The sequence below is a fragment of the Kyrpidia spormannii genome, from assembly GCF_002804065.1.
GTDB classification, from domain to species: Bacteria; Bacillota; Bacilli; order Kyrpidiales; family Kyrpidiaceae; genus Kyrpidia; species Kyrpidia spormannii.
Window position 1 is genome coordinate 2661012 of sequence record NZ_CP024955.1, and the last position, 20349, is coordinate 2681360.

18 protein-coding genes and 1 pseudogene are annotated in these 20349 nt (G+C 58.7%); 8 read left to right on the top strand and 11 right to left on the bottom strand.

The genetic code is table 11. The features are described from left to right. Nucleotides 1-8: 8 nt before the first annotated feature. The 3 genes from CVV65_RS16580 to CVV65_RS13325 all read left to right on the top strand — a co-directional run bounded on the left by CVV65_RS16580 (nucleotide 9) and on the right by CVV65_RS13325 (nucleotide 2690). Nucleotides 9-707: a response regulator transcription factor gene (locus CVV65_RS16580; protein WP_170086303.1), complete on the top strand. Its 699-nt coding sequence runs from the start codon at nucleotides 9-11 to the stop codon at nucleotides 705-707. Next, nucleotides 704-2038 carry a sensor histidine kinase gene (locus tag CVV65_RS13320; RefSeq protein WP_100668546.1) on the top strand — a complete coding sequence of 445 codons (1335 nt, stop codon included), beginning with the start codon at nucleotides 704-706 and terminating at the stop codon, nucleotides 2036-2038. The genes CVV65_RS16580 and CVV65_RS13320 overlap by 4 nt, the downstream gene beginning before the upstream one ends. Before the next feature lie 178 nt (nucleotides 2039-2216). Beyond that, a complete protein-coding gene (locus CVV65_RS13325; RefSeq protein WP_197945624.1) occupies nucleotides 2217-2690 on the top strand; it encodes a YbaK/EbsC family protein in 474 nt (157 codons plus the stop codon). Between the two features lie 152 nt (nucleotides 2691-2842). Here the strand turns inward: CVV65_RS13325 and CVV65_RS16810 are convergent, their stop codons facing one another. Beyond that, complete coding sequence (locus CVV65_RS16810) at nucleotides 2843-3091, bottom strand: YuzB family protein (RefSeq protein WP_157935524.1); 249 nt, start codon at nucleotides 3089-3091, stop codon at nucleotides 2843-2845. 19 nt (nucleotides 3092-3110) lie between these two features. Then, the gene (locus CVV65_RS13335) at nucleotides 3111-4118 is read right to left on the bottom strand and encodes a DNA-3-methyladenine glycosylase family protein (protein ID WP_157935525.1); all 1008 of its coding nucleotides are present in this window, start codon (nucleotides 4116-4118) and stop codon (nucleotides 3111-3113) included. A 157-nt stretch (nucleotides 4119-4275) separates the two neighbouring features. Here CVV65_RS13335 and CVV65_RS13340 point away from each other — a divergent pair, with 157 nt between their 5' ends. After that, complete coding sequence (locus CVV65_RS13340; RefSeq protein ID WP_100668549.1) at nucleotides 4276-4629, top strand: hypothetical protein; 354 nt, start codon at nucleotides 4276-4278, stop codon at nucleotides 4627-4629. A gap of 226 nt (nucleotides 4630-4855) precedes the next feature. Here CVV65_RS13340 and CVV65_RS13345 read toward each other — a convergent pair whose 3' ends face one another. Continuing rightward, nucleotides 4856-7324, bottom strand: a complete 2469-nt coding sequence (locus tag CVV65_RS13345; RefSeq protein ID WP_100668550.1) for a heavy metal translocating P-type ATPase — start codon at nucleotides 7322-7324, stop codon at nucleotides 4856-4858. Between the two features lie 177 nt (nucleotides 7325-7501). Further along, entirely contained in the window at nucleotides 7502-8641 is a 1140-nt protein-coding gene (locus CVV65_RS13350) for an SPL family radical SAM protein (protein ID WP_232796621.1), read from the bottom strand. A 196-nt stretch (nucleotides 8642-8837) separates the two neighbouring features. Between CVV65_RS13350 and CVV65_RS13355 the strand changes: the two genes are divergently transcribed. Beyond that, a complete protein-coding gene (locus CVV65_RS13355) occupies nucleotides 8838-9497 on the top strand; it encodes an APC family permease (protein ID WP_198592031.1) in 660 nt (219 codons plus the stop codon). Here the strand turns inward: CVV65_RS13355 and CVV65_RS13360 are convergent. Further along, complete coding sequence (locus tag CVV65_RS13360) at nucleotides 9456-10655, bottom strand: RNA-guided endonuclease InsQ/TnpB family protein (protein ID WP_100668552.1); 1200 nt, start codon at nucleotides 10653-10655, stop codon at nucleotides 9456-9458. The genes CVV65_RS13355 and CVV65_RS13360 overlap by 42 nt on opposite strands. 22 nt (nucleotides 10656-10677) lie before the next feature. On the opposite strand from CVV65_RS13360, the gene CVV65_RS13365 reads away from it, so the two are divergent. Next, nucleotides 10678-10812, top strand: coding sequence for a transposase (locus tag CVV65_RS13365; protein WP_407928361.1), 135 nt, complete (start codon nucleotides 10678-10680; stop codon nucleotides 10810-10812). Between the two features lie 535 nt (nucleotides 10813-11347). After that, nucleotides 11348-11728, top strand: a complete 381-nt coding sequence (locus tag CVV65_RS13375) for a VOC family protein (protein WP_100668553.1) — start codon at nucleotides 11348-11350, stop codon at nucleotides 11726-11728. 424 nt (nucleotides 11729-12152) lie between these two features. Here CVV65_RS13375 and CVV65_RS13385 read toward each other — a convergent pair whose 3' ends face one another. The 3 genes from CVV65_RS13385 to CVV65_RS13405 all read right to left on the bottom strand — a co-directional run bounded on the left by CVV65_RS13385 (nucleotide 12153) and on the right by CVV65_RS13405 (nucleotide 15076). After that, complete coding sequence (locus tag CVV65_RS13385) at nucleotides 12153-12569, bottom strand: HIRAN domain-containing protein (RefSeq protein ID WP_232796622.1); 417 nt, start codon at nucleotides 12567-12569, stop codon at nucleotides 12153-12155. 672 nt (nucleotides 12570-13241) lie between these two features. Beyond that, entirely contained in the window at nucleotides 13242-13499 is a 258-nt protein-coding gene (locus CVV65_RS16975; RefSeq protein WP_198592212.1) for a hypothetical protein, read from the bottom strand. A 284-nt stretch (nucleotides 13500-13783) separates the two neighbouring features. Continuing rightward, nucleotides 13784-15076 (bottom strand): IS256 family transposase, encoded by a 1293-nt coding sequence (locus CVV65_RS13405; protein WP_232796623.1) that lies wholly within the window; start codon nucleotides 15074-15076, stop codon nucleotides 13784-13786. 482 nt (nucleotides 15077-15558) lie between these two features. On the opposite strand from CVV65_RS13405, the gene CVV65_RS13410 reads away from it, so the two are divergent. Continuing rightward, nucleotides 15559-16953 (top strand): transglutaminase-like domain-containing protein, encoded by a 1395-nt coding sequence (locus CVV65_RS13410; RefSeq protein ID WP_157935526.1) that lies wholly within the window; start codon nucleotides 15559-15561, stop codon nucleotides 16951-16953. A 126-nt stretch (nucleotides 16954-17079) separates the two neighbouring features. Here the strand turns inward: CVV65_RS13410 and CVV65_RS13415 are convergent, their stop codons facing one another. From CVV65_RS13415 to CVV65_RS13425, 3 genes and pseudogenes are all read right to left on the bottom strand, one after another. Continuing rightward, nucleotides 17080-18471: an RNA-guided endonuclease InsQ/TnpB family protein gene (locus CVV65_RS13415; RefSeq protein ID WP_100668558.1), complete on the bottom strand. Its 1392-nt coding sequence runs from the start codon at nucleotides 18469-18471 to the stop codon at nucleotides 17080-17082. Beyond that, nucleotides 18434-19075: pseudogene (locus CVV65_RS13420) on the bottom strand (IS607 family transposase). Before CVV65_RS13420 ends, CVV65_RS13415 begins: the two are co-directional and overlap by 38 nt. 382 nt (nucleotides 19076-19457) lie before the next feature. Next, nucleotides 19458-20276, bottom strand: a complete 819-nt coding sequence (locus CVV65_RS13425; RefSeq protein ID WP_157935527.1) for a nuclease-related domain-containing protein — start codon at nucleotides 20274-20276, stop codon at nucleotides 19458-19460. Nucleotides 20277-20349: the final 73 nt, after the last annotated feature.

Here is a 20349-nt window from a genome sequence, read left to right on the forward strand (position 1 = left end):
GAGAGTCGTTGAAGATTCTTCTGGTGGAAGACGATCCGCGAATCGCCGGACTCGTGGTCAAAGGCCTTGAGCGGGAACACATGGCCACCGATCACGCGCCGGACGCCCAAACCGCACAATTGATGGTGGAGATGAACCAGTACGACTTGTTCATCATCGACGTCGGGCTTCCCGGCTCTACGGACGGCTTTGCCTTGTGCGACATCCTCCGCCGAAGGGGATACGACGCACCCGTGTTATTTTTGACCGCCAGGGACAGCCTGGCGGATAAACTGACGGGATTTGACCGGGGCGGAGACGATTACTTGGTCAAGCCTTTCGCTTTTGCCGAACTGGTGGCGCGCATTCGGGCGTTGCTCAAACGGGCCAATCGCCCCCTCCAGCCTGAACGCCTAAAAGTAGGTGAATGGGAACTTGATCCAAAAACCCACACCTTTTCCATCGCCGGTCAAGAGGTGGAGTTGACCAGCAAAGAATTTCAGTTGCTCGAACTGTTGATGCAATATCCTCGGTACACCTTGAGCAAGATCCAGATTTTAGAGCAGGTGTGGGGATTTGCCCCGGACGCGGTCACCAACGTGGTGGAGGTCACCATTGGGCGCTTGCGCCAAAAAATTGAAGGGTTTTACCGGGAACGCGGCATGCATCCCGGAGTAGTCATTCAAACAGTGCGGGGCGTCGGCTATCGCCTGGCGGATCGGTCATGACGGGCTTCACTCCCCAACCAACCCGGCGGAAACTGCGACAAACCGGGATCCAAGCGTATCTCAAAACGACCCGCTGGCGACTGACCGCCAGCTATGTGGGGATTTTGTTGGTCGTGGAACTCATTATCGGCCTCTTTGTCGGGGTGCTTTTGCACCATCAGGTGGTTCGGGACGTGGAACATGTCCTGCAAGACCATCTGCCGAAAGAGGAAAACCACGAATGGAACGAAGGTCACGACCATAAACACAATACAATACCGATGCCACCGATCGGAGACGACCGCCCGGCTTACGAAGTGGGCTACTACGTGGTCGCCGACAAGCGCTGGTACACGCCTTATACAAGTGGGGTGCTCCCCTATCAAGCCGGGGCCGACCGGGTTAGTGCGACGGGGAATCCGGAATTACAGCTGATCACAGCTTCAGACGGGACCCCTTTTTACGTGTACAGCATGCCCACCTTTCACGACGGCACCCTGACCTCGATACGCCAATCGGCCATGGACGCCACCTTGCCATTGGACGTCCTGCGGCATTTTAACATGCTGCTGACAACTTTTATCATTCTCGCTTCCGCCGCCGCTGTGATCGGTGGATACATTCTGGCCGGTCGGGCATTGCGCCCCATTGCCCAAATGGCCAAGCGACAGCAGTCTTTCACGGCGGACGCCTCCCACCAGTTGCGTACCCCGTTGACCGTGATCCGGACTACCGCGGAACTGGCCCTGGGGACGGACGATCCCGCGGAGTGGCGGGACGCGCTGGAGACCGCCGTGGCGGAAACACATCATATGTCCCGCACGGTCGAATCCCTGGCCACCCTGGCCAGGATGGACTACCAGGAGGGAGCGGTGAAACGCAGCCCCTTCTCGGTCCGGGATTTGGTGGAGGAAGTGGCGGCCCATATCGAGCCCGTGGCCAGGGAAAAAGGGGTAACCTTCCACGCTCCCGAAGTAGGTGAAGACCGTCTGGTCGGCGACCAACATCGCATTTGGCAACTTTTAACGGTCCTATTGGAAAATGCGATAAAATATACGCCGGAAGGTGGACATGTGTATTTTTCCTACCGCCAGAATGGTCCGGAGGCCGTTTTCACCGTGCGGGATACGGGCATCGGTATCGCCCGGGAGGAGTTGCCCCATATTTTTGACCGGTTCTATCGGGGCTCTGTCGTTCAAAAAGAACGAATCCCAGGTTCGGGCCTCGGCCTCTCCATTGCCAAAGAGATCGCCGAGCTCCACGAGGGCACGATCCATGTCGACAGCGAGGTCGGAGTGGGAACGACTTTCACGGTCAGCCTGCCGATCGCCGGGCAGAAGAAGTCTTCTTAGCCTGCAGGGCCTGAAGACGGCATCGAATCATTGTCAGTGCCGGCCGCGTGTATTTTCGGTATAATCAATGCCGTACACAACTGATGGCTTGACAGTGGGGACGGGGGATTCCGGGCCGAAGAGCCAGAGGGATCACCCCGACTCTGCGCAAGGATGGCAAGGGTACGAGAGGCAGGCGATGAATATGCATGAAGGAGTAGCCCGGTTTCAGAAAATCATGGAATCTATCGACCCCGGAATCCGGGTGGTGGAAATGGAGGCGAGCACCCGCACCGCAGCGGATGCGGCCCAAGCCCTTGGCGTAACCACAGCTCAAATTGCCAAAAGCATCGTTTTTTTGGCAGGAGAGGAACCGATCCTCGTCATCGCCGCGGGCGACCACCGGGTGGACCCAGAAAAACTCGCGGCCATCATGGGACGGCCCGTCAAATTGGCGGATCCGGCAACGGTCCTGGATCTCACTGGGTTTGAGATCGGCGGGGTACCACCCTTGGGGCACCGTTCACCCCTGCGCACCATCATCGACGAGGACCTGTTTCATCACGAAATTGTTTATGCGGCGGCGGGTAGTCCCCGGGCGATCTTTGCCTGCCATCCCGGATCTTTAGTGAACTGGACGGACGGATTGGTGGCCAAGGTCAAGGAGACATGATGCCGTGGCCGAGTCGGGCACACGGGGCTCCACAGCTCCGAACCGTGATGCCCGCCAACCCGGGCCATGTTCAGTTCATCCTGCGCCCGACTCCGGCATCAACAGCCCTTCCAGGAGCTTCACCGCCGCGGCACCCCCATCGCCCCATCTCTTTAATCGGCCTGATGCCAAGCTTTCCAGACCCCTTCCACCCGGGCCAGAACATCCTTGTACAGCTGCTCGGCGGAATCGGCCACGAGAATGTCGCCGTCCACAAAGGCATAGGGATACTCAGCACAGAGTTCACACTGGCTGAGACACGAATGGAGAATGACCGAAGTGCCGGGATATTTTCTTTCCAACTCCTCCCAATCCAACGTCGCCGCAGGATTGATGTCACAGACCTCCACGATCACCACCATGACCCATCCCTCTTTTGTTTCAGTCCACAGCTTCTTTTTCCCATCGCCCCTCCCGCAGGGCCAGCCAAAGATACTGAGACACATAACTTCGCCACCCGGCAAACATCCTGCCAAACTCCCGCAACTCCGCCTCGGTGGCATTGCGACCCAAGCCCAGCAGTTTCCCCAGTGCCCGCCGCAACCCAATATCTGCGGCAGGCAAGACATCGGGATGCCGGAACACAAACAGTAGAAAACATTCCGCCGACCACCGCCCCACTCCTTTTACTTGAGTCAGGTGCGCAATGGCCTCTTCGGCCTCCATGCCTTCATACACGGAGGTGTCCCAACCGTTTACGATCCGCCGGGCCAAAGAAATCAGATAGCTTGCCTTCTGCCTGCTGAATTGAAAAGGTCGCAGATCTTCTGGCTCCAAGCCCGCAATTCGCTCCGGAGAGGGGAACACCCGGTACACCGCTTCGCCGACCTGGAGAGTATCGCCAAATTTCTCTACCAACGTCCGTTTGAGCTTCGCGGCAAAGGTGACGTTGACCTGTTGCCCAACGATTACCCAACACATGCCCTGAAATGGGTCAGCCATGCATACAGGTTTGAAACCTCGATACAACTGGTGAAGAGGTTCCAGCGGTGAACCGGCAACCGCATTATCGAAGCCGCGAATGTCCGCTTCCAATTGAAACATCCGATCGGCCACTTCCACCGGGCCGCGTACCCACACCCCGCGGGTCGGGGATTGCGATTCCCGGATACCGGAGAGCGGTGCCGGCTCTACTGGCGACGAGGCCTTTACCGACTTCGGAGACTTCACAGAAACGTCGCCAACCGAACCCTCGCCATCGACGCGAACCTCCACAAAGGTTGGGCGATCTCGCCAGCGAACGGCCGTGGCACAACCTCCCGCGTCCACCCGCTCCACAAAGGCCCCGGGGTGGGTGGACAAATATGCTAACTGGAGCTCAAATCGGTGTTCCGGCGACGTGCGAACCCAGGTCGGCTGCCCCGCTTCCCCCTGTCTTGATCTCTCCACATTCTCACCCACCTCTCGCACTCCCGTTTCCCGCGTCACCCCTGGCATTCCGGGCCCTGTCGCGCTATGATGAAGAAGGCCGTGCCAATGCGGCGCCAACCCTTACTGTGCCGGGTGCCGCACCCAAGCAAAATTCCATGGGATAGAAGGATGTCCAATGACCTGTGTCACCGAGCGTTTCTTTCAATATGATTCACGCCTGGAGGTCGAGGTCCCATCTCTGGATCGGGACTGGGACGAATACCCTTCCGACCTGCAAGAGGCCGTGATTGTCCACTGGGAGCGAATCCGGGCTGGGATCCCCGATGTCATCGCCCGTTTCGAGAAAGTCATCGCCACTCTCCAAGAGCGCGCAGCCGTAGAGGACGACTGGGATCAGGTCTGTAAACTGTACTGGGAGATTGCCGATTATGCCAGTCGCATCAACGATCTCAACATTCTTTACCGATCGGACCCGGAGTTGACCAGTCCCGGCAACAGCTCGACCCAGACCGAAGCAAAAACACGATGAATCCATCGGCCTCCACGGCTCGGGATCCCCGCATTTGTAAAGTGTACATGAACGCATGAAAGACCGGGAGAGGCAACCGCCATTTGCGCCCTCCTCTCCCGGTCCCGAATTTCACAACCAGGCCCTTTGGATCTCGGGCAAGTCCCGCATGGCGTGGACCGCCACTGGCCTTGACCCTAGGCCTCACAATGCAACGCGCGATCTACCGCACCAGCTTCTCTCCCCATTAAGCCACCTTCACCCTTTTGAGCCTCAGGGCATTCAGCACCACGGATACCGAACTAAAAGCCATGGCGGCACCGGCCACCCACGGCGCGAGAAGTCCGGCCGCCGCTACCGGGATGCCCACAGTATTGTAGGCAAGGGCCCAGAACAGGTTTTGGCGGATGTTGCGCATCGTTTTCCGGCTCAATTCCACGGCCCGGGCCACACCCGTAACATCGCCGCCTACCAGGGTAATGTCCGCCGTCTCGATGGCCACATCGGTCCCCGTGCCCATGGCAATGCCGAGATCTGCCGCCGCCAGGGCAGGCGCATCATTGATCCCGTCCCCCACCATGGCAACGACCTTGCCCTGGTTGCGCAGCGCCTTCACCCGGTCCGCTTTACCTTGGGGGAGGACTTCCGCCCAGACTTCGTCGATCCCCACCTGCCGGGCCACCGCTTCGGCCGTCCGCCGGTTGTCCCCGGTAGCCATGACCACCTGGACGCCAAGATCTTTCAGTCGGCGAACCGCTTCGGCCGCCCTTTCCTTGACAGTATCCGCCACGGCGAGCACACCGGCAACTTTTCCGTCGATACCGACGAACATCGCCGTTTTTCCAAGCCCCTCCAATTCCTGGGCGGCACCTTCCACCGCCGAGATCTCAATCCCTTCCTGGCGGAGAAGCGCCCGGGTGCCGACCAGGACCTTATGCCCCGCAACGACCGCCCGAACCCCGTATCCCGGAATCGCCTCAAAGGAGTCCGCCGACTCAGTGGTCATGCCGCGTTCCATCGCGCCCCGAACAATCGCCTGGGCCAAGGGATGTTCCGACGGCCCCTCCGCGGAGGCCGCCAATCGCAGCAGCTCCGCTTCGTCTCCGTTCTTGACCACGATATCGGTCAGAGCCGGCTTGCCGGTGGTCAGTGTCCCCGTCTTATCGAGAATCACAGCGTTGATTTTCTGGGCCCGCTCCAAATGTTCCCCACCTCGGAACAGGATCCCCAACTCTGCCGCCTTCCCGGTCCCGACCATGATCGACGTGGGCGTCGCGAGGCCCAGGGCGCACGGGCAGGCAATCACCAACACCGCAATCCCGTTCTCCAAAGCCCGGGTAAAGTTGCCCGGATCAATCAGCCCGAACCATAAAAGAAAGACAACCACGGCAATGCCTACCACGACGGGTACGAAAACTCCCGAAATCGTATCGGCGATCCGCTGGATTGGCGCCTTCGTCCCTTGAGCCTCTTCCACGGCCCGGACGATCTGGGCGAGGGCGGTTTCTTTCCCCACCTTCACGGCCTCGATCAACAACGTGCCGTTCCCGTTGACCGTCGCCCCGATCACCGCGTCGCCCGGCTTCTTATCCACCGGTACGCTCTCCCCGGTCAGCATCGATTCATCTACCGTGGACAGTCCTTCCAGCACCCGTCCGTCCACCGGGATCTTTTCGCCGGGGCGCACCCGCAGCCAATCACCGGGAACCACCGCGTCGACCGGCACCTGTTCTTCCTGGCCATCCCGAACCCGGGTCGCCGTCTTTGCCTGCATGCCCATCAAATGGCGGATCGCTTCCGATGTCCGGCCTTTCGCCGCTGACTCCAGCCACTTGCCTACGAGGATCAGCGTGATCAGGATAGCGCTGGTTTCATAGTACAGGGCGGGATAATGACCCGTCGCCCCCGCGGCCACCCAGCGCAACGTCCCCCACAGGCTGTAAAAATATGCCGCCGATGTGCCCAGGGCCACGAGGACGTCCATATTGGCGCTTCCGTTGCGCAACGACTTGTACGCTCCGCGATAAAAAACCCATCCGATCAAAAATTGCACCGGCGTTGCCAAAGCAAATTGAAACCAAGGGTTCATGAGCAGCCCGGGCACAGGAATGCCGTGCAGCCCCGGGATATGCCCCACCATCGTGTAGAGAAGGGGCAACGATAGCAAGGTGGAGATCAGAAGACGATTGCGCTTCTCCACCGCCTCCTTACGGCGAAGATCGTCGGCCGCTGCATCTTGTTCCTCGTGCACCTTGGCATCGTAACCAAGGTCCCGAACCTTTTTTATGATATCGTCGATTTCGACGGCCCCCGGGTAATAGGTCAACGTTGCCCTTTCCAAGGCGAAATTCACCGTCGCCTCCACACCGGGCAGTTTATTGAGGCCCTTTTCAATGCGATTGGCGCAGGCCGCACAGGTCATGCCGGACAAATCCAGCTCCAAGCGCTGTTTGGCCACTTTGTAACCGAGGCTTCTGACTTTGTCCTCTATATCTTTCACCGACACCTGCCGCGGATCGAACTCCACCGTGGCCTTTTCCAGGGCGAGGTTGACAAATGCCTCCTCGATGCCCGGCAGTTTACTCAGCCCCTTTTCAATCCGATTGGCGCAGGTCGCACAGGTCATCCCCTGAATGGCCAGAGTAACCTTCGTCCGATCGGGCCGGCGCTTCTCCGCAGAGCCCGATGCCGCGTGTTCCTTTATCTCTGTGGCCACGGCCACTCGCCTCCTTATCGACGTGAGAACTGTACCCCCGTACCGTATATGTACTCCAACGGGCCATGTCCGTCAACCGGCGCTACGCCCCGTTTTGTCGACGCCAAGCTGCTCCCCACCGGTTACGTCTGAATGCCGCCGCTATTCGCCGAGATGCCCCGCTATCGAGAGTCACTCTCAAAAGTGGAGCTGAAGTTGCACCGATTCCGTGGTTTTTTCGCCGCCCTCTCCTATTCCTTCCGAGCCATACCCCCCGGGCTCGTCCGATTGATCCGCAGCCAGAGAAGATCTCATCCCGTCTTTCTCCGCCGCCTCCCGGTAAAACGGGATCCCCATCCGGCGAATCCAGGCGTGAGCCCGGGCCAAGGTTTTCGCCGCAAAAGCTGCCGGCGGGTTTGTGCGCCGATACAGTTCCTCATATAAGGGAACCAGTTCCGGGTAGTGGGCCTGAATCGTTCTCATATACCATTGTTTCACATCTGGAGCCAAACGCAACATAGAGGCCACTGCAAACTGGGCGTCATGTTTTTTCGCCGCGCGCAACACCGATGCCATCACTTCATCGCTATCGGTGAGCCCCGGCAGGATCGGTGCCAGGAAAATGCCCGCACGGATTCCCTGTCCCACGAGAGTTGCCACCGCCTCCAGGCGCTTCAAGGGAGATGGGCTCTCCGGCTCCAAGCGGCGCCACAACACCGGATCAAGGGTGTTGATGCTCATGTGAATCGCCCGGACCCTCGCCCTCACCAAAACATCGAGATCCCGAAGGATCAGCGGAGACCGGGTGGTCAGCGTGAACGGCACCCCATACTTCGCCAAAACCTCCAGGCAGCCCCGGGTGATCTTCATCTTGGCCTCGGCGGGCTGATAGGGGTCAGTGGCCGTCCCCACGGTCACCAGGCCTAATCCGCGAAGCGCCCTCTCCCCGCCCTTCCGCACCATCTCGGCCAACTGCCTATCCAAGGCCTCCGCGGCATTCTCCTTCACAAGAATGTGGCTCTGGAACGTATCATCGGCGTCCATCCCCAGATACGTATGAGTGGCCCGGGCATAACAATAGGAACAGCCGTGGGAACATCCCCGATACGGATTGATCGACCACGAAAATGGCATGTACGCCGACCGCACCCGGTTTAACGTTTGCTTCGTCACAACTCGCTCCAGGGTCCGACGCCCCATTGCCACACCAACTCTCAAACATTTGTTCGTTTTCACTTTACCATAATGTCCACTCAAAAGCAAGAGCTGTCCGCCCAGATCCAAGACAATTTGTCTTAAAAGACTGTGCCGTACGGATCCCCCGGCTTTAATCCACATATGAATCATCCAGAAAGGAGGGTATGCACGAATGCATGCCGCTTCCCGGCCACGTCTGAACACCGAGCCTAAATCGCGCCTATTTTAATTCCGAAAACTACGCCTGGTTTCGGTATGATTTTTGCTAAAGTTCACTGGGTGGCGGGCGAAAGGGACCGACAAAAATACCCCAGCCTTTTGCGGAGGTGACGGAAAATTGAATGACCAAACCCGTTTGCAGACGTCAAGTCTGTCGGATGAAGACGCCAAAGATCTCGAACAACTCGGGTATCGCCAGGAACTGAGCCGCAATTTGTCTCTTTTCTCCAATTTCGCCATCGCCTTTTCCTTTATCTCGGCCACCACCGGCATCTTCAGCCTCTTCGGATATGGCCTGACCACCGGGGGTCCTGCGTTTATTTGGAGTTGGCCCATCGTGTTCACCGGTCAGTTGCTGGTGGCCCTGGCCATGGCTGAGGTGGCCTCCCACTATCCCATTGCCGGGTCGATTTACCAGTGGGGAAAACATTTGGTTGGGGAAGGCTATGGATGGATCGCCGGGTGGATCTATCTTGTCGCGTTGTTGGCCACGGTGGCGGCGGTGGATTTCGGCGGCGCTCCGTATGTCGCCCAATTGCTGGGATTGCCCGCCTCCAGCCACGGGGTGTTGGTGGCGGTGACGGCGGGCATGGTCATCCTGCAGACGATCATCAACATCCTTGGCGTGAGACTGATCGCAATCTTGACCTCCTCCCCCTTTTGGCGGAGGATTCCTTCCTGCCACCAGGGGCCTTGTTGCACCCCTTGGATCGGTCGAACAACCGACTCCCCGGCGCTACACCGGAGAACAGGCGATCCGGGCCAGTCCAGCCCTTAATATGTTCATCGCTCCCACTGTGTCGGCATTGCCCTCATACCCGCACCTCTCGCACCGGAATGTCGTTTGCCTCGGCCGATTCGCTTGGCTCACATGTCCGCATTCCGGAACCGGACAAGTCTGGCTCGTGTACGGGGCCGGGACGGTCCCCAGCCAGCCCCCCAACCAGTGGAGCTTGTAGCCCAAGAACGTTTGAAACATGAACCACCCTTGGTCCAGGATCGCTTTGTTCAGCCCGCTCTTCGCCCGCACGTTCTTCCCCGGATTTTCCCTCGTCCCCTTGGCTGACCGGCTCATGTTCTGGATCCGCAAATCCTCCACAAACACCATCGCGTGGGTTTTGCTGATGGCCGTGGAGGTCTTGTGCAGAAAATCCCGCCGGGCATTCGCAATATGCGCATGAAGACGCTGAAGCCTGGCCTTCTGTTTCTGCCAGTTTCGCGAGAACCTTTTCTTCCGCGACAGCTTCCGCATTTCCCAAGCCAGTTTCGTTTCGTGCCGACGGAACCATCCCGGCGCATCGACAAACGTGCCGTCCGACAACGCCGCAAAATGCACAATTCCCCGGTCGATCCCCACAGCCGACTCCGACGGGTGAACCGGCTCCGGCACGTCGATCTCCGTCTGGAAAGAGATGTACCAGTGCCCGGCCTGCCATGTTACCGTGGCATTCCGAATCGTCCCGTCGATGGTCCGGGACTTGCGGAACTTCACCCACCCGATCTTGGGCAGGAAAACCTTCGGCAAGACACACCGCCCGTCCGCATCCTTGGTCGACAGGTCGAGCTTGATCTGTTTCGGGTCCGGAAAGCGCAGGCCCGCCTCGTCCCGGTTCTTTTTCTTGAACGTCGGGAAGCGCGCCGGGTTGGACTTGTCAAACGCCGCCCGGATTGCCCGATCCAGGAACTTGAGCGTCCATTGCAAAGGGTGCACAGGGGCGTTGGCCAAAAAACCGTATTCCTCGCTGTGTCTCCAGAGTGTCAGGAGCCGGGCAAGCTCCTCATACGAGAGTAAAGGGTACCCGGCCTCCAGTCGCCCCTTTTGCAAGGCCAGCGCCTTGTTCCAGACCAACCGCGCACATCCCCGGTAACGGGTGAGGCACTGGGATTGTTCCGTTGTCGGTTCCAAACGGAATCGAAATGACTTGAGAATTTTCATGTTTTTAGGATATACTTGGTCTATGACAAAGTCAAACGAGATCCGTACAGGTCGACATTGCGTATATAATCTTCATGTCCATTTGGTCTTTGTGACTAAATATCGGCGCGGAGTGTTCACCAAAGAGATTTTGGAAGACCTGCGCGAGATCTGGTGAACAGTCTGAAAGGCGTGTCCAGCCGCTGCAAGGTGCTCGGGGAACGCAACGGCTCACGGTTCACATGCAAGAACCCGAACCACCGGTACAACGCGGACGCGGATTTTGTGGGGATGATGAACCTGTACAGGAAATGGACGAAGACATTCGTGTATCCCCGCAAAGGGGATGACCCAAAGCCAGAGGTTGCCTGAAGGAAAAATATCCCTCTGGCCTCGCGGGAGGCTAACCGCCTGGACGGGACAGGGATTCCTGCCTTTCGCGAGTGCCCGTGTGGTACGGGATGGTCCTGAGCTTCTCTCTTTGGGGACCGGTTTGCCGGACGCGGGAGGAAGCACACGCCGAGAAGCGCGCCCACCCCAGGGGCGGCTCCCTTCCGGAAGGAAGGAGACAAAGGTCAGGCCGACAGCGGTCGTCGGATAGGTTTGGATACATATTCCGGCAACTGTTGATACCACGTTTATGTCAGGGAACTGATGAGACGCTTCTGGGACCAGAAGCTGAGGCAAATCAGGAATCGTGTGGAGGCGTAGCGATGAACAAATTCAGCCATATCGACTTGACAGTAAACTCTTGGGAGCAGGTCCGCCCGTTTTATGAGAATCTGCTCCATGCGTTGGGGTTTACCCGCACCTTTCATTCGGAAAAATGGAAAGTATTCGCCGCGGAAGGAGATCTTCCGAGCGTTCCTTATTTCGCCATCACGGAAGATCCCGATCATAAACCGAACGAAAATTTGATCGGGTTTTGGGCCCATGACCGCGCGGAGGTGGACCGGATTGCGGAGCTTGTGAAGCAATACGGGGGAACCATCATCAGCGGACCCCGGCTGTTCCCGATCAGCCCGACTTACTACGCCGTTTATTTTCAGGATCCGTGCGGCAACAAGTACGAAATGGTTCACCGATTGGATTAATGCGGGGGTGAACGTCTTTGACCGGGTTGTGGTTTTGCACCTTCAACAATCTCGCGTTCGGTTTTTTCACTTGACCTTCTCACACCCAGGATGAGAAGACGGACGGGCACCGCGGCTCTCGCCAAGATCGCGACCAGGGTCATGGCGTAATTGCGGATCAACCAAATCCGGTGATCTTCGATGCGGCGAAGACCCGGAAGGCTGCCGTTGACGGCGATTCGGTACCAGCCTGTTTTGGGTCCGTTCGCGAGCTGCGGCGGCCGGTGCCGCCCGTTTCCCCGAATACAGAGGAAACGAGGCGGGCATCTGACAGCCGCGAACGCCGGCGACGTGGAAGGAGGCGCGGAATTTGCCGGTTGGGTGGCCCTCACCGCCGACAAGTGGCCGGCGATTTCGACGGGCAATGGGGGCCTCTGCCAGTGGATCAAGGTCGACCATTCCGTGTCTCAACGTCTTCCGACATGATGGATCCGTGTGGTTCCCACACGACGATCACATTGCTTGTGCTTTCTGACAATTTTTGGATCATGACGATCTCCTTGACATCGGGCAACAATTCCACAATCACCGTGTCCTTAAGAATAAACCTCACAACCCCGGCTATGCTTTGTTCAAACAGATCGTAGATCCGTCCTGCGCTGCGGCATCCGCGCGGAACGGTGTGAGGACTGTTGGCCACGTACCCCACCTTGCCGATGGATGGAATCTCCGCCCGTATCGCTTCGGCATCGTGGGCATTGTCCGGTTCCTTGGTCAAAACGATGATTTGGTTGAGTTGAAAAACTTGCGGCCCGAAATAGTGCTGAATGCCCGTGACAGCGATGTACACCCTTTCTTCCACATCCGTCACCCCCGGTATCCGATGTACCCTTATCATGATGCACAAGGCTCGCACCATCAAGGGGAGAGATACACGTCGACAAGCCGGGGTGTGGGCCGCTGCGCCACCGGGAAGCCGGTCATGAGAACAAAAGGCTCTGCACCTTTGTCCCCTGGCGCCGCCCCGTCGTTCGCCCGTGCCATGGTCTTACGGGAGGTCTACCGGCGGGAGCTGCAGATCCGGCGGTCGCAGCTGGTGGTCGCCCTGGTAGCGGCGACAAGGGTCATTAAAAGGAAAGGCCCGGGTTGAATCCGGGGCCTTTTTCACTGTTCGAACAGCGGAAGACCACTGGCATACACGGCGCATAGGAGCCCCCTCACGACTCACACAACCTCGACGATCGGACCGTTCCGCGTGATCATGATCACACGATCGATACCCCCGCCAATTGGGCATCATTCCAGGTTCGCGCACCCTGATCGAACATTTCGACGCAATCCGGCCCCGCCGAGAAGCTCGGTGCCGATCAGCTCCCGGCCGTGTTTGCCCTGTACCGGAGAAAGGAGAAGGTCGAAGGCGGCGCAACGGCCGGGCCCGTTCCCACGGGGTTCGTCGGAAAGCCTGAAGATGTGGCGGCGGCCGCGGTGTATCTGGCTTCCGAGGAGTCGAACTATATGACGGGCAGTCTCCTCGTCATCGACGGCGGATGGACAGCCCAATTGGCTTCAGACGGTACAAAATCGCCGTACGGACAGCACAACTCAGTATCGAAGGACCGTCCGGCGCCGCATACCAGATTGATGGCCAACCGGCCGCGTCCGTCAATGTTGTACTGCCGGGCTCATAAGAAATCACGGCAAAGGTCGACAGTCCGTTCGGGTCGGTATCCGACACGCATACGGCCCAGGTGGACCGCAACAGCACCGTGACATTCTCTTTCTCACGCAACATGCTGACAATCTCATCCCGAGATCTTGGCAACACAAAAGCCACGCTCATCGTCGATGGAGAATCGGGCCCTGTCGAGTTCAAATCCGGTTTCGTCGGTGCAACAGCTGCGGTCGGCCCTGTCCCTCCCCTGGATGGAGAACAGACCAAGGTGCAGGTTCGGAACCTTGGGGAACGTTCGTGGAATCGGACTCAGAATTTTATTCTTCTCAACAACAGGGGGGAATGGACCAACAACGAGGTTGTCCCGGTCGTCGTGGATTTTCCTGACGGCCTTTTTCTTCAATTTACGCGGTGATGGATTTGTTTTCCTGCTGTGGTTGCGGATGTACACATTTGTGTAATGCATCAAGGAGCAGAGGGATTTGGCGAAATCCCTTGACGGTCCTGAACTTTTTCTCCGCCTCCAAAAATCCTGCAGCCGCCCAGCGCAGCACCTGTTCCCCATTCTGCCAGCGCTTGACGTTCCGACTCACCATCCGCACCTTCTCATTGGCTGATTCGATCGCATTCGTCGAGCGCAGAGTTCCCCGAAGCAGTTCCGGAACTCCCAGCCGGATCACGGTCACGGTCTCTTCCATCCCCTCGCGCAAACTGGCTGCTGCTCCTGGATACGCCTTCTCAAGTTGTGCCGCCAATCGCCGCAGGGCTGCCAGTGCCTCTTTTTCGGTCTCCTGGCGCCAGGCCTCCCGCAATTGCCTCTTGACCCAATCTCGCTGTTTCTCCGGCAGATGCTCCAGGACATTGCGCTCCTTGTGCACCTGACACCGCTGAACCAATGCCGTCTCTCCAAACACGTCCCGTACTGCGGCACGCAAAGCCTTACTCCCGTCGATGACGACCAGGATCCCATCATCGGGTTTCAGTCCCCGGTCCGTCAGCAGTCCTTTACACACTGTCGCATTCTCTGTCGCTCCCTCCCAGACGCCCAGGATCTGCTTCTGTCCCCCTACGTCAATCCCTAATGCCGCCACTACGGTGTGGTCCGCCATGACGATCCCGTCAATAACTAGCGCCACGTACCGGCGGTCGTCCAGGCGCCGCTGCATGAGTTTTTCGAGCAGCTTCTTCGTGGCGGCAATGAAACGCCGGCTAACGGCGCTCTTGCTCGTGCCGGAGGTTTCCACCTCGTTTCCGACCGGTTCAAGACCAAACGCATAGTTTCGGGTCGACAAGCCATGAATCATCCGCTCCAACGCGGCCTGGGTCAGCAGCGTTGGATCCTGAAAAGCCTGGTAGGTCTCCAGCGGGATTTCATGACCGTCGACGCTGCGTACCCGAACTTTTTCCACAGCCACCTTCCGGCCCCCAAGCATCACGGAGCCCTTTTCCTTTCCGTGTCGCACAGCCTTGCGCTTTGGATTGTGTTTCCCTTTGGGGCCCACCAAAGTTTCGACTTCCTCTCGCATCATGAGTTGAATCACTCGAAGCCCGGTTTGAACCGCCAAGGCCATGAGTCCCTCTTTCGCGCTCTCCATCACGTCCAGTAGCGACAGTTGGAGGGTGAACTGCTGAGAAGGATCTAGTGTCGAAAACAGGCTCTGGTCATTTCTCACAATTTGATGTACCCTTGATTTCATAGGTGGCGTTCTCCTTTCTTGTTGTGCCCAATCCCGTTATACCAAACGGGTTCAGGAGACCGCCACCTTCAAATTTCCACGAAACCTGGGACAACGCCCCAACAACTGGACATATACGATGCTCTAGACCCAAACAACCGAACATGGAAGATCCACTCTGCCCAAAACAGCTATGGCACTTTATCATCAGATTCTCCGAACATTGTCATGACGCCCTGATGTTCGTCCATATGGCTCAGTGCCCCCGCTCCTCTGCGACCAGGGGCTTCTTTCAAACAGGGGTGGGCATCCGCAGTACCGGTCCCGGTTGGCCGCCAACCCCTCGGCACCCCCGCCCGGTGCTCGACAGCAGTCGATGCTCCGGAGGCTTACGCATGCAGGAAACCCTCCCCTTACTGGACGAAATATTGATGTGCATATATTCGCCACAGTTTATCTACGACACCGTCCGCGTCTTGTACAGGAAAGGGGGCGTTTCCTCAATGAACATGCGAATGTTTTGGTTTCCGTTTCGCGTTGTCGCGGCGTTGTTGGTGTTGACCGGCGCAGCCGTTCCCAGGATCTTCACTTTACCGGCCTACGCGGCGACCCCGCCCATTCCGTACGTTGCCCAGCCCATTCCGCCGGTGCCGCCAGCGGCGGACGATACCTCGTTCTGGTTGCGGGCCGGGAACGATCTGTATCTTGTCGCCAGCACCGACGCGGGACTTCGCGGGCAGGGACCGCCCATTCTGTCGGCCGCCCCCGGCCAAACACTCTTTCTATGGGCATTCTCCAGCACCCGGGACGTCGAGCCTGATACCGACTGGTTTGTGAACAGTCCTGACGCCGCCGTCCGCCCAGGATCCCGGGACATCCGGTGGACCGTGCAGAACCGGAAGGCGGCCTGGGCCACTTTCACCGCTTCCAAACCCGGCATCTATACGGTGCAGGCTCGCTCCCGAGACACCTACAGTGTGCCGCTCGTTCTCATCATCGGGCTTCATGACCTGAAAACAAAAAGCCCTGTACCGGTTCCAGACGCTGAACATTCGGGCATCCGGCCGTTGAAGGGCCCTCTTCCGCCCGCGATCCCGCGAAAGACCGAGAATTTGACCTGTTGGCCCTACCAGCCCGTCGACGGATGGCTCCCGGTCATTGGACAAGCTTCCGGCGGGGTGAAATCCGTCACCGTCACCATCGCCGCCCGGGATTGGTCAAAATCCTGGAACTACACTCTGCCGATCACCGCCAACGGGGTTTTCGGAGCCGAGCTGCGAGTTCCTTTCCAGGGCGACTTGGTCGTGTTTCTCACACCCGACTTCTTCCGGCAATTGCAAACCAATGATGGCCGGTTGCAACAGTATGTCGGGTATGCTGTCCACTCGGACGCGGAAGCCCTGCCGGAAACCGATCTGGCGCGCCTCGCGTCCGCATGGGTGGATTACAACCAAAACCCTGCATTCGCAGCCACGGCGACCGTCCTGATGGATAACGCCCCCTCCATTCGCAGCGGTATCGCCGCCGTCGCCAATTTTGTATCCGGCAAACTGCGGTACGATTGGGACAGCTTTTCCGCCGGGCGATCGGTGTGGAAAAGTGCCGACGATGCCTGGAAAAGCGGAAGCGGAGTCTGTCAACAATTCGCCGATCTGACGGTAGCCATGCTTCGCTCGGTCGGTATCGCCGCCGAAACCGTGTCCGGCGAAACCGTCGGCCCATACGCAGGTCCACACCAATGGCTGAGAGCCTGGGACGGCTCGAGCTGGGTCATTGTCGATCCGACGTGGAATCAATTCGGAAATCGAAGCACGACTGCCGTCTCCAGCGAATATCTCACCGAAACCCAGGCGTACAAAGAAACTCATATTCCAAAAATCTTGGGCGCGGCCCAGTGAGCCGCGCCTCCTGGCTTCCCACCGTCATAAGACCGTATGGCCACCCGCATGATGGTGTGGACCGCTCTCCCAAATCTGCACAAATCTCACTTTGCGCAGAATTTGGGTTCGGGACTGTCATGTCCCTCATTTGATTTCCTGGCGGCCGGCGGCGTGATCCCCCACCCGCCCGCCGACGATCCCCGGCATCTCAGCGATACCTAGACCGTCGAACCGCCAAGCCCGCCTGGTCCATACGGCCACCCGGCCTCCCAGACGGCCCGAGCAGGGCACCTCAACTTTCTTCAGCACTTGCGCCAGGCCGTTCATCGCCGCGTTCTCGTCCCGGAGATGGCGCGACCCGCACTCCGGACAGGTCCACTCCCGAACCTCCGGCGGAATCCCCTCTGGCACTTTGTAGTGGCAGGCATGGCAGGTGCGGGTCGACCCGTCTTCGTCCCACTCGCCGTACACTTTCCCGGATCGGGTCGCCACCCACGCCAGGGTTTCCTTGAACCGCCCAATGAGCGACTGGTTATTCATCGCCCGGCGCATCCCCCGGCTGATTCCCCCGCCGTGCGGCGCGTAATCTCCCACGAACACCGCGTCATACTCCCGGTACAGACGGTTGGCCACCGTGCGCAGGTACACCTTCGTCTGCTCTCGGCGCACCCGCCATAGTTCCTCCAACCGCACGTTCAGCTTCCGCCATCGCCGGGACGGCAGCCACGCCTCCGTCCCGTCTTCCCTCACCGCACGCACCGACTTCCTCTGACACCGGTCCCGCAGGGACTTCACTTCGTCGATCCTGCGGTCCAGAATCTTGAGAAACCACGGGTTCAGGATTTCCGTCGCCACCCCGTCGGTCCCCACTCCGTAGCCCAGGTTTTTGTGGTTGGGGTCGAGGGCGATGACCCGCCCCACCGGCCGCCGAGAAGGAACGGGCCGCTCCACCGTGAAGACGGCGTAGAACAACCGCCCTTCTTTCACGATCCGAAGCTGGCGGACCTTGTCCGAATCGAACCAATCGGGCAAAGGTTCCGCCAGCCGGGTGGACACATGGACTTGCTTCCGTTTGCCCGTCGCTTCGTCCATCGCCATCCCCAGGGACAGGACCAAGGTCCGACCATCCAACCGGAACCCCTTCCACGGCTCATCATACTGCAATGAGAACCACTTTCGCTTCCACGACCGGAACTTTGGCCAGTTGACCCGTTTCGCCCGCCCGCCGTGGCGGCCCTTCTGGTATTCCTGGATCGCACTGCTGAGCCGCAGGGCCGCGTTTTTCAGCACCGACGAATACACCGTCCGCAGGAACGGATATTCCTTCTTCAGCATCGGAATCCGGTTGCGCAGGCCCCGCTTGGTGTACAGCACCTTGGCCGCTTCCGGGTCCTGGGTGCTCCGGAACTTCTCCCGCAAGGTGTTCGCCTCTTCGAGCAGGTGATTGTACAGCCAGTTGGCGATCCGCGACTGGCCGTCCAGCACCGCCGCGGTGTGTTCATCCACTTCCAGAAGCATTTTCAAGGCAGATTGCATCGGCCGCCTCCTTCAGTCGCTTCATGATGTCCCGGTTCTTCCGACTCCGGCTCCCGTACAGCCGGGCCGAAAACACCGTGATGATCTCCAGCACGTCCTGCACCAGCTCTTCCTCGAAGGTCGCCTCTTCCGAGGCATTGATGATGACCACCTCCGTTCCAAAATGCTCGCACAAGGAGAAGACCAACTCCGACCCGAAACGAAGCAGGCGGTCCTTGTGGGTGACCACCAACCGGCCCACTTCGCCGGAACAGATCCGGCGAATGAGTTCCTGCAGGCCCCGTTTGTTGTAGTTGAGCCCGGAACCCAAGTCGCGGACCACCTCAAACCGCCACCCGTTTGCGGCGCAGAACGTCTCCAGCAACTCCACTTGCCGTTCCAAATCCCCCTTCTGGTCGTGACTGGAGACCCGGGCATAGGCGAGAGTGATCCGCTCTTTCGGTTCCGGCTCCCTGCTGGATCACCCGCGAAGGCTGGCCAGGTCATACCGACGGTGACCTCCGGGCGTCCGCTCCACCTGAATCTTCCCCTCCGCTTCCCAGCGGCGAAGGGTCTCCGGGGCAACTCCCAACTCTTTGGCGGCTCTACCAATGGAAACCTTCATAGGATAATTCTACACAAAATGATTAAGAATATCAATCTTTATTGAGATTTTTGCGAGCAGTTGCAAGCCCCCGCATGAAAAGGCAAACCTATGCAATGGCCAAACAGGAAAATGAATTCCCTCGGGTCGAACACGATCATTATGACTCCCGATCTCGACGATTGTACCCGGTCATTTTTCGGCGGCCCGGGTCCGCTCGTCGATTCCTACCTGATCGCCCTGCTTACCACCGTCGCCGCCCTCGGGTTTGGCGAGGCGACCTGCGTCGCCCGGTTGCTCGGCCAGTCGGCCCGGTGCGCTGTACGCCGTCGGTCTTCACCACCCCGTCTCCTTCGTGTTCGAGACCGCGGGGCACGTCAAGATCCCCGATACCGACACAATGTCACATTCGGACACGCCCAGTACTCTTTATTGCGCGATTTTTCCGCTGTAAAATGTCACCACAATTGGGGCACAGCCGCGGCTTGTCGGTAAACAGCCAGGTGAGAAAATCTTTGTCTTTTTCGCTCCGTTCAACGGCTTCCGTTCCAACTTGCACCGCGACCGAAGCAGGTACGCGTTTTTTGCACTGCGGATTGTTCGGACAGCCCCAAAACAGTCCGTTCCGGTCCCTTTGAAGAGCCATCTTGGCCGCGCAGAAAACGCAGAGGTACGCCTTTTGCTTGACGTCGAACTCGATCCGTCGACTGAGGGGTAAGACGTCCTTCTTGTCGATGTGATAACGCTCATAAGGATCGAGCACCAGCGGTCGATGATACGTCAACGCAAGCTTAATGAGATCAAAGGTGGAGGCCGTCTCCGGAGCCGGCTTGGAACCACGAAGCTTTTCAATAAATGTGTGCAACTGGTCGACCCTCAACAGATACGCGCCCGCTGGTTTTGAACCCCGGACCACCACTTTCGGATGCGGGAACACGATCACATTGGCAAGGGGTGGAACACCCCCGTGAGCAACAGAGCCGAACAGTTCCTGCAAGACGGCAATGTGGCGTTTATTTTGCTCGATCGGATTCGACATGCCCTCCCGGTCCTCAACCCCGCGCTTCCCTCGCGCCATCCGAAACCAATTGTCGGCTTCGTCAATATAAATATGGTCCGGCAATGACTTGCTCTCGATGACCAAAAACCCCGCCGGCAGCGCAACGAAATGGTCAATCTGCACCGATCGCCCATTGTACTCGACTCGCAGATCGTTCGCCACGACGACGTCCGCCGCGTCCTTGTACCAAATTCCAGTTGGTACGCCACGTTCTTCTCCCCGGTCCGGCCGCTTA

Excerpts from the sequence above, each read along its gene's own strand:
- CVV65_RS16810 (WP_157935524.1), bottom strand. The coding sequence starts at position 3,091 with ATGGTGGTGATCGTGGAGGTCTGTGACATCAATCCTGCGGCGACGTTG.
- CVV65_RS13410 (WP_157935526.1), top strand. The coding sequence starts at position 15,559 with ATGAACATGCGAATGTTTTGGTTTCCGTTTCGCGTTGTCGCGGCGTTG.
- CVV65_RS13365 (WP_407928361.1), top strand. The coding sequence starts at position 10,678 with ATGACAAAGTCAAACGAGATCCGTACAGGTCGACATTGCGTATATAAT.
- CVV65_RS13340 (WP_100668549.1), top strand. The coding sequence starts at position 4,276 with ATGACCTGTGTCACCGAGCGTTTCTTTCAATATGATTCACGCCTGGAG.
- CVV65_RS13415 (WP_100668558.1), bottom strand. The coding sequence starts at position 18,471 with ATGCAATCTGCCTTGAAAATGCTTCTGGAAGTGGATGAACACACCGCG.
- CVV65_RS13375 (WP_100668553.1), top strand. The coding sequence starts at position 11,348 with ATGAACAAATTCAGCCATATCGACTTGACAGTAAACTCTTGGGAGCAG.
- CVV65_RS13325 (WP_197945624.1), top strand. The coding sequence starts at position 2,217 with ATGAATATGCATGAAGGAGTAGCCCGGTTTCAGAAAATCATGGAATCT.
- CVV65_RS13320 (WP_100668546.1), top strand. The coding sequence starts at position 704 with ATGACGGGCTTCACTCCCCAACCAACCCGGCGGAAACTGCGACAAACC.
- CVV65_RS13360 (WP_100668552.1), bottom strand. The coding sequence starts at position 10,655 with ATGAAAATTCTCAAGTCATTTCGATTCCGTTTGGAACCGACAACGGAA.
- CVV65_RS13405 (WP_232796623.1), bottom strand. The coding sequence starts at position 15,076 with ATGAAATCAAGGGTACATCAAATTGTGAGAAATGACCAGAGCCTGTTT.
- CVV65_RS16975 (WP_198592212.1), bottom strand. The coding sequence starts at position 13,499 with ATGTTGCGTGAGAAAGAGAATGTCACGGTGCTGTTGCGGTCCACCTGG.
- CVV65_RS13350 (WP_232796621.1), bottom strand. The coding sequence starts at position 8,641 with ATGTGGATTAAAGCCGGGGGATCCGTACGGCACAGTCTTTTAAGACAA.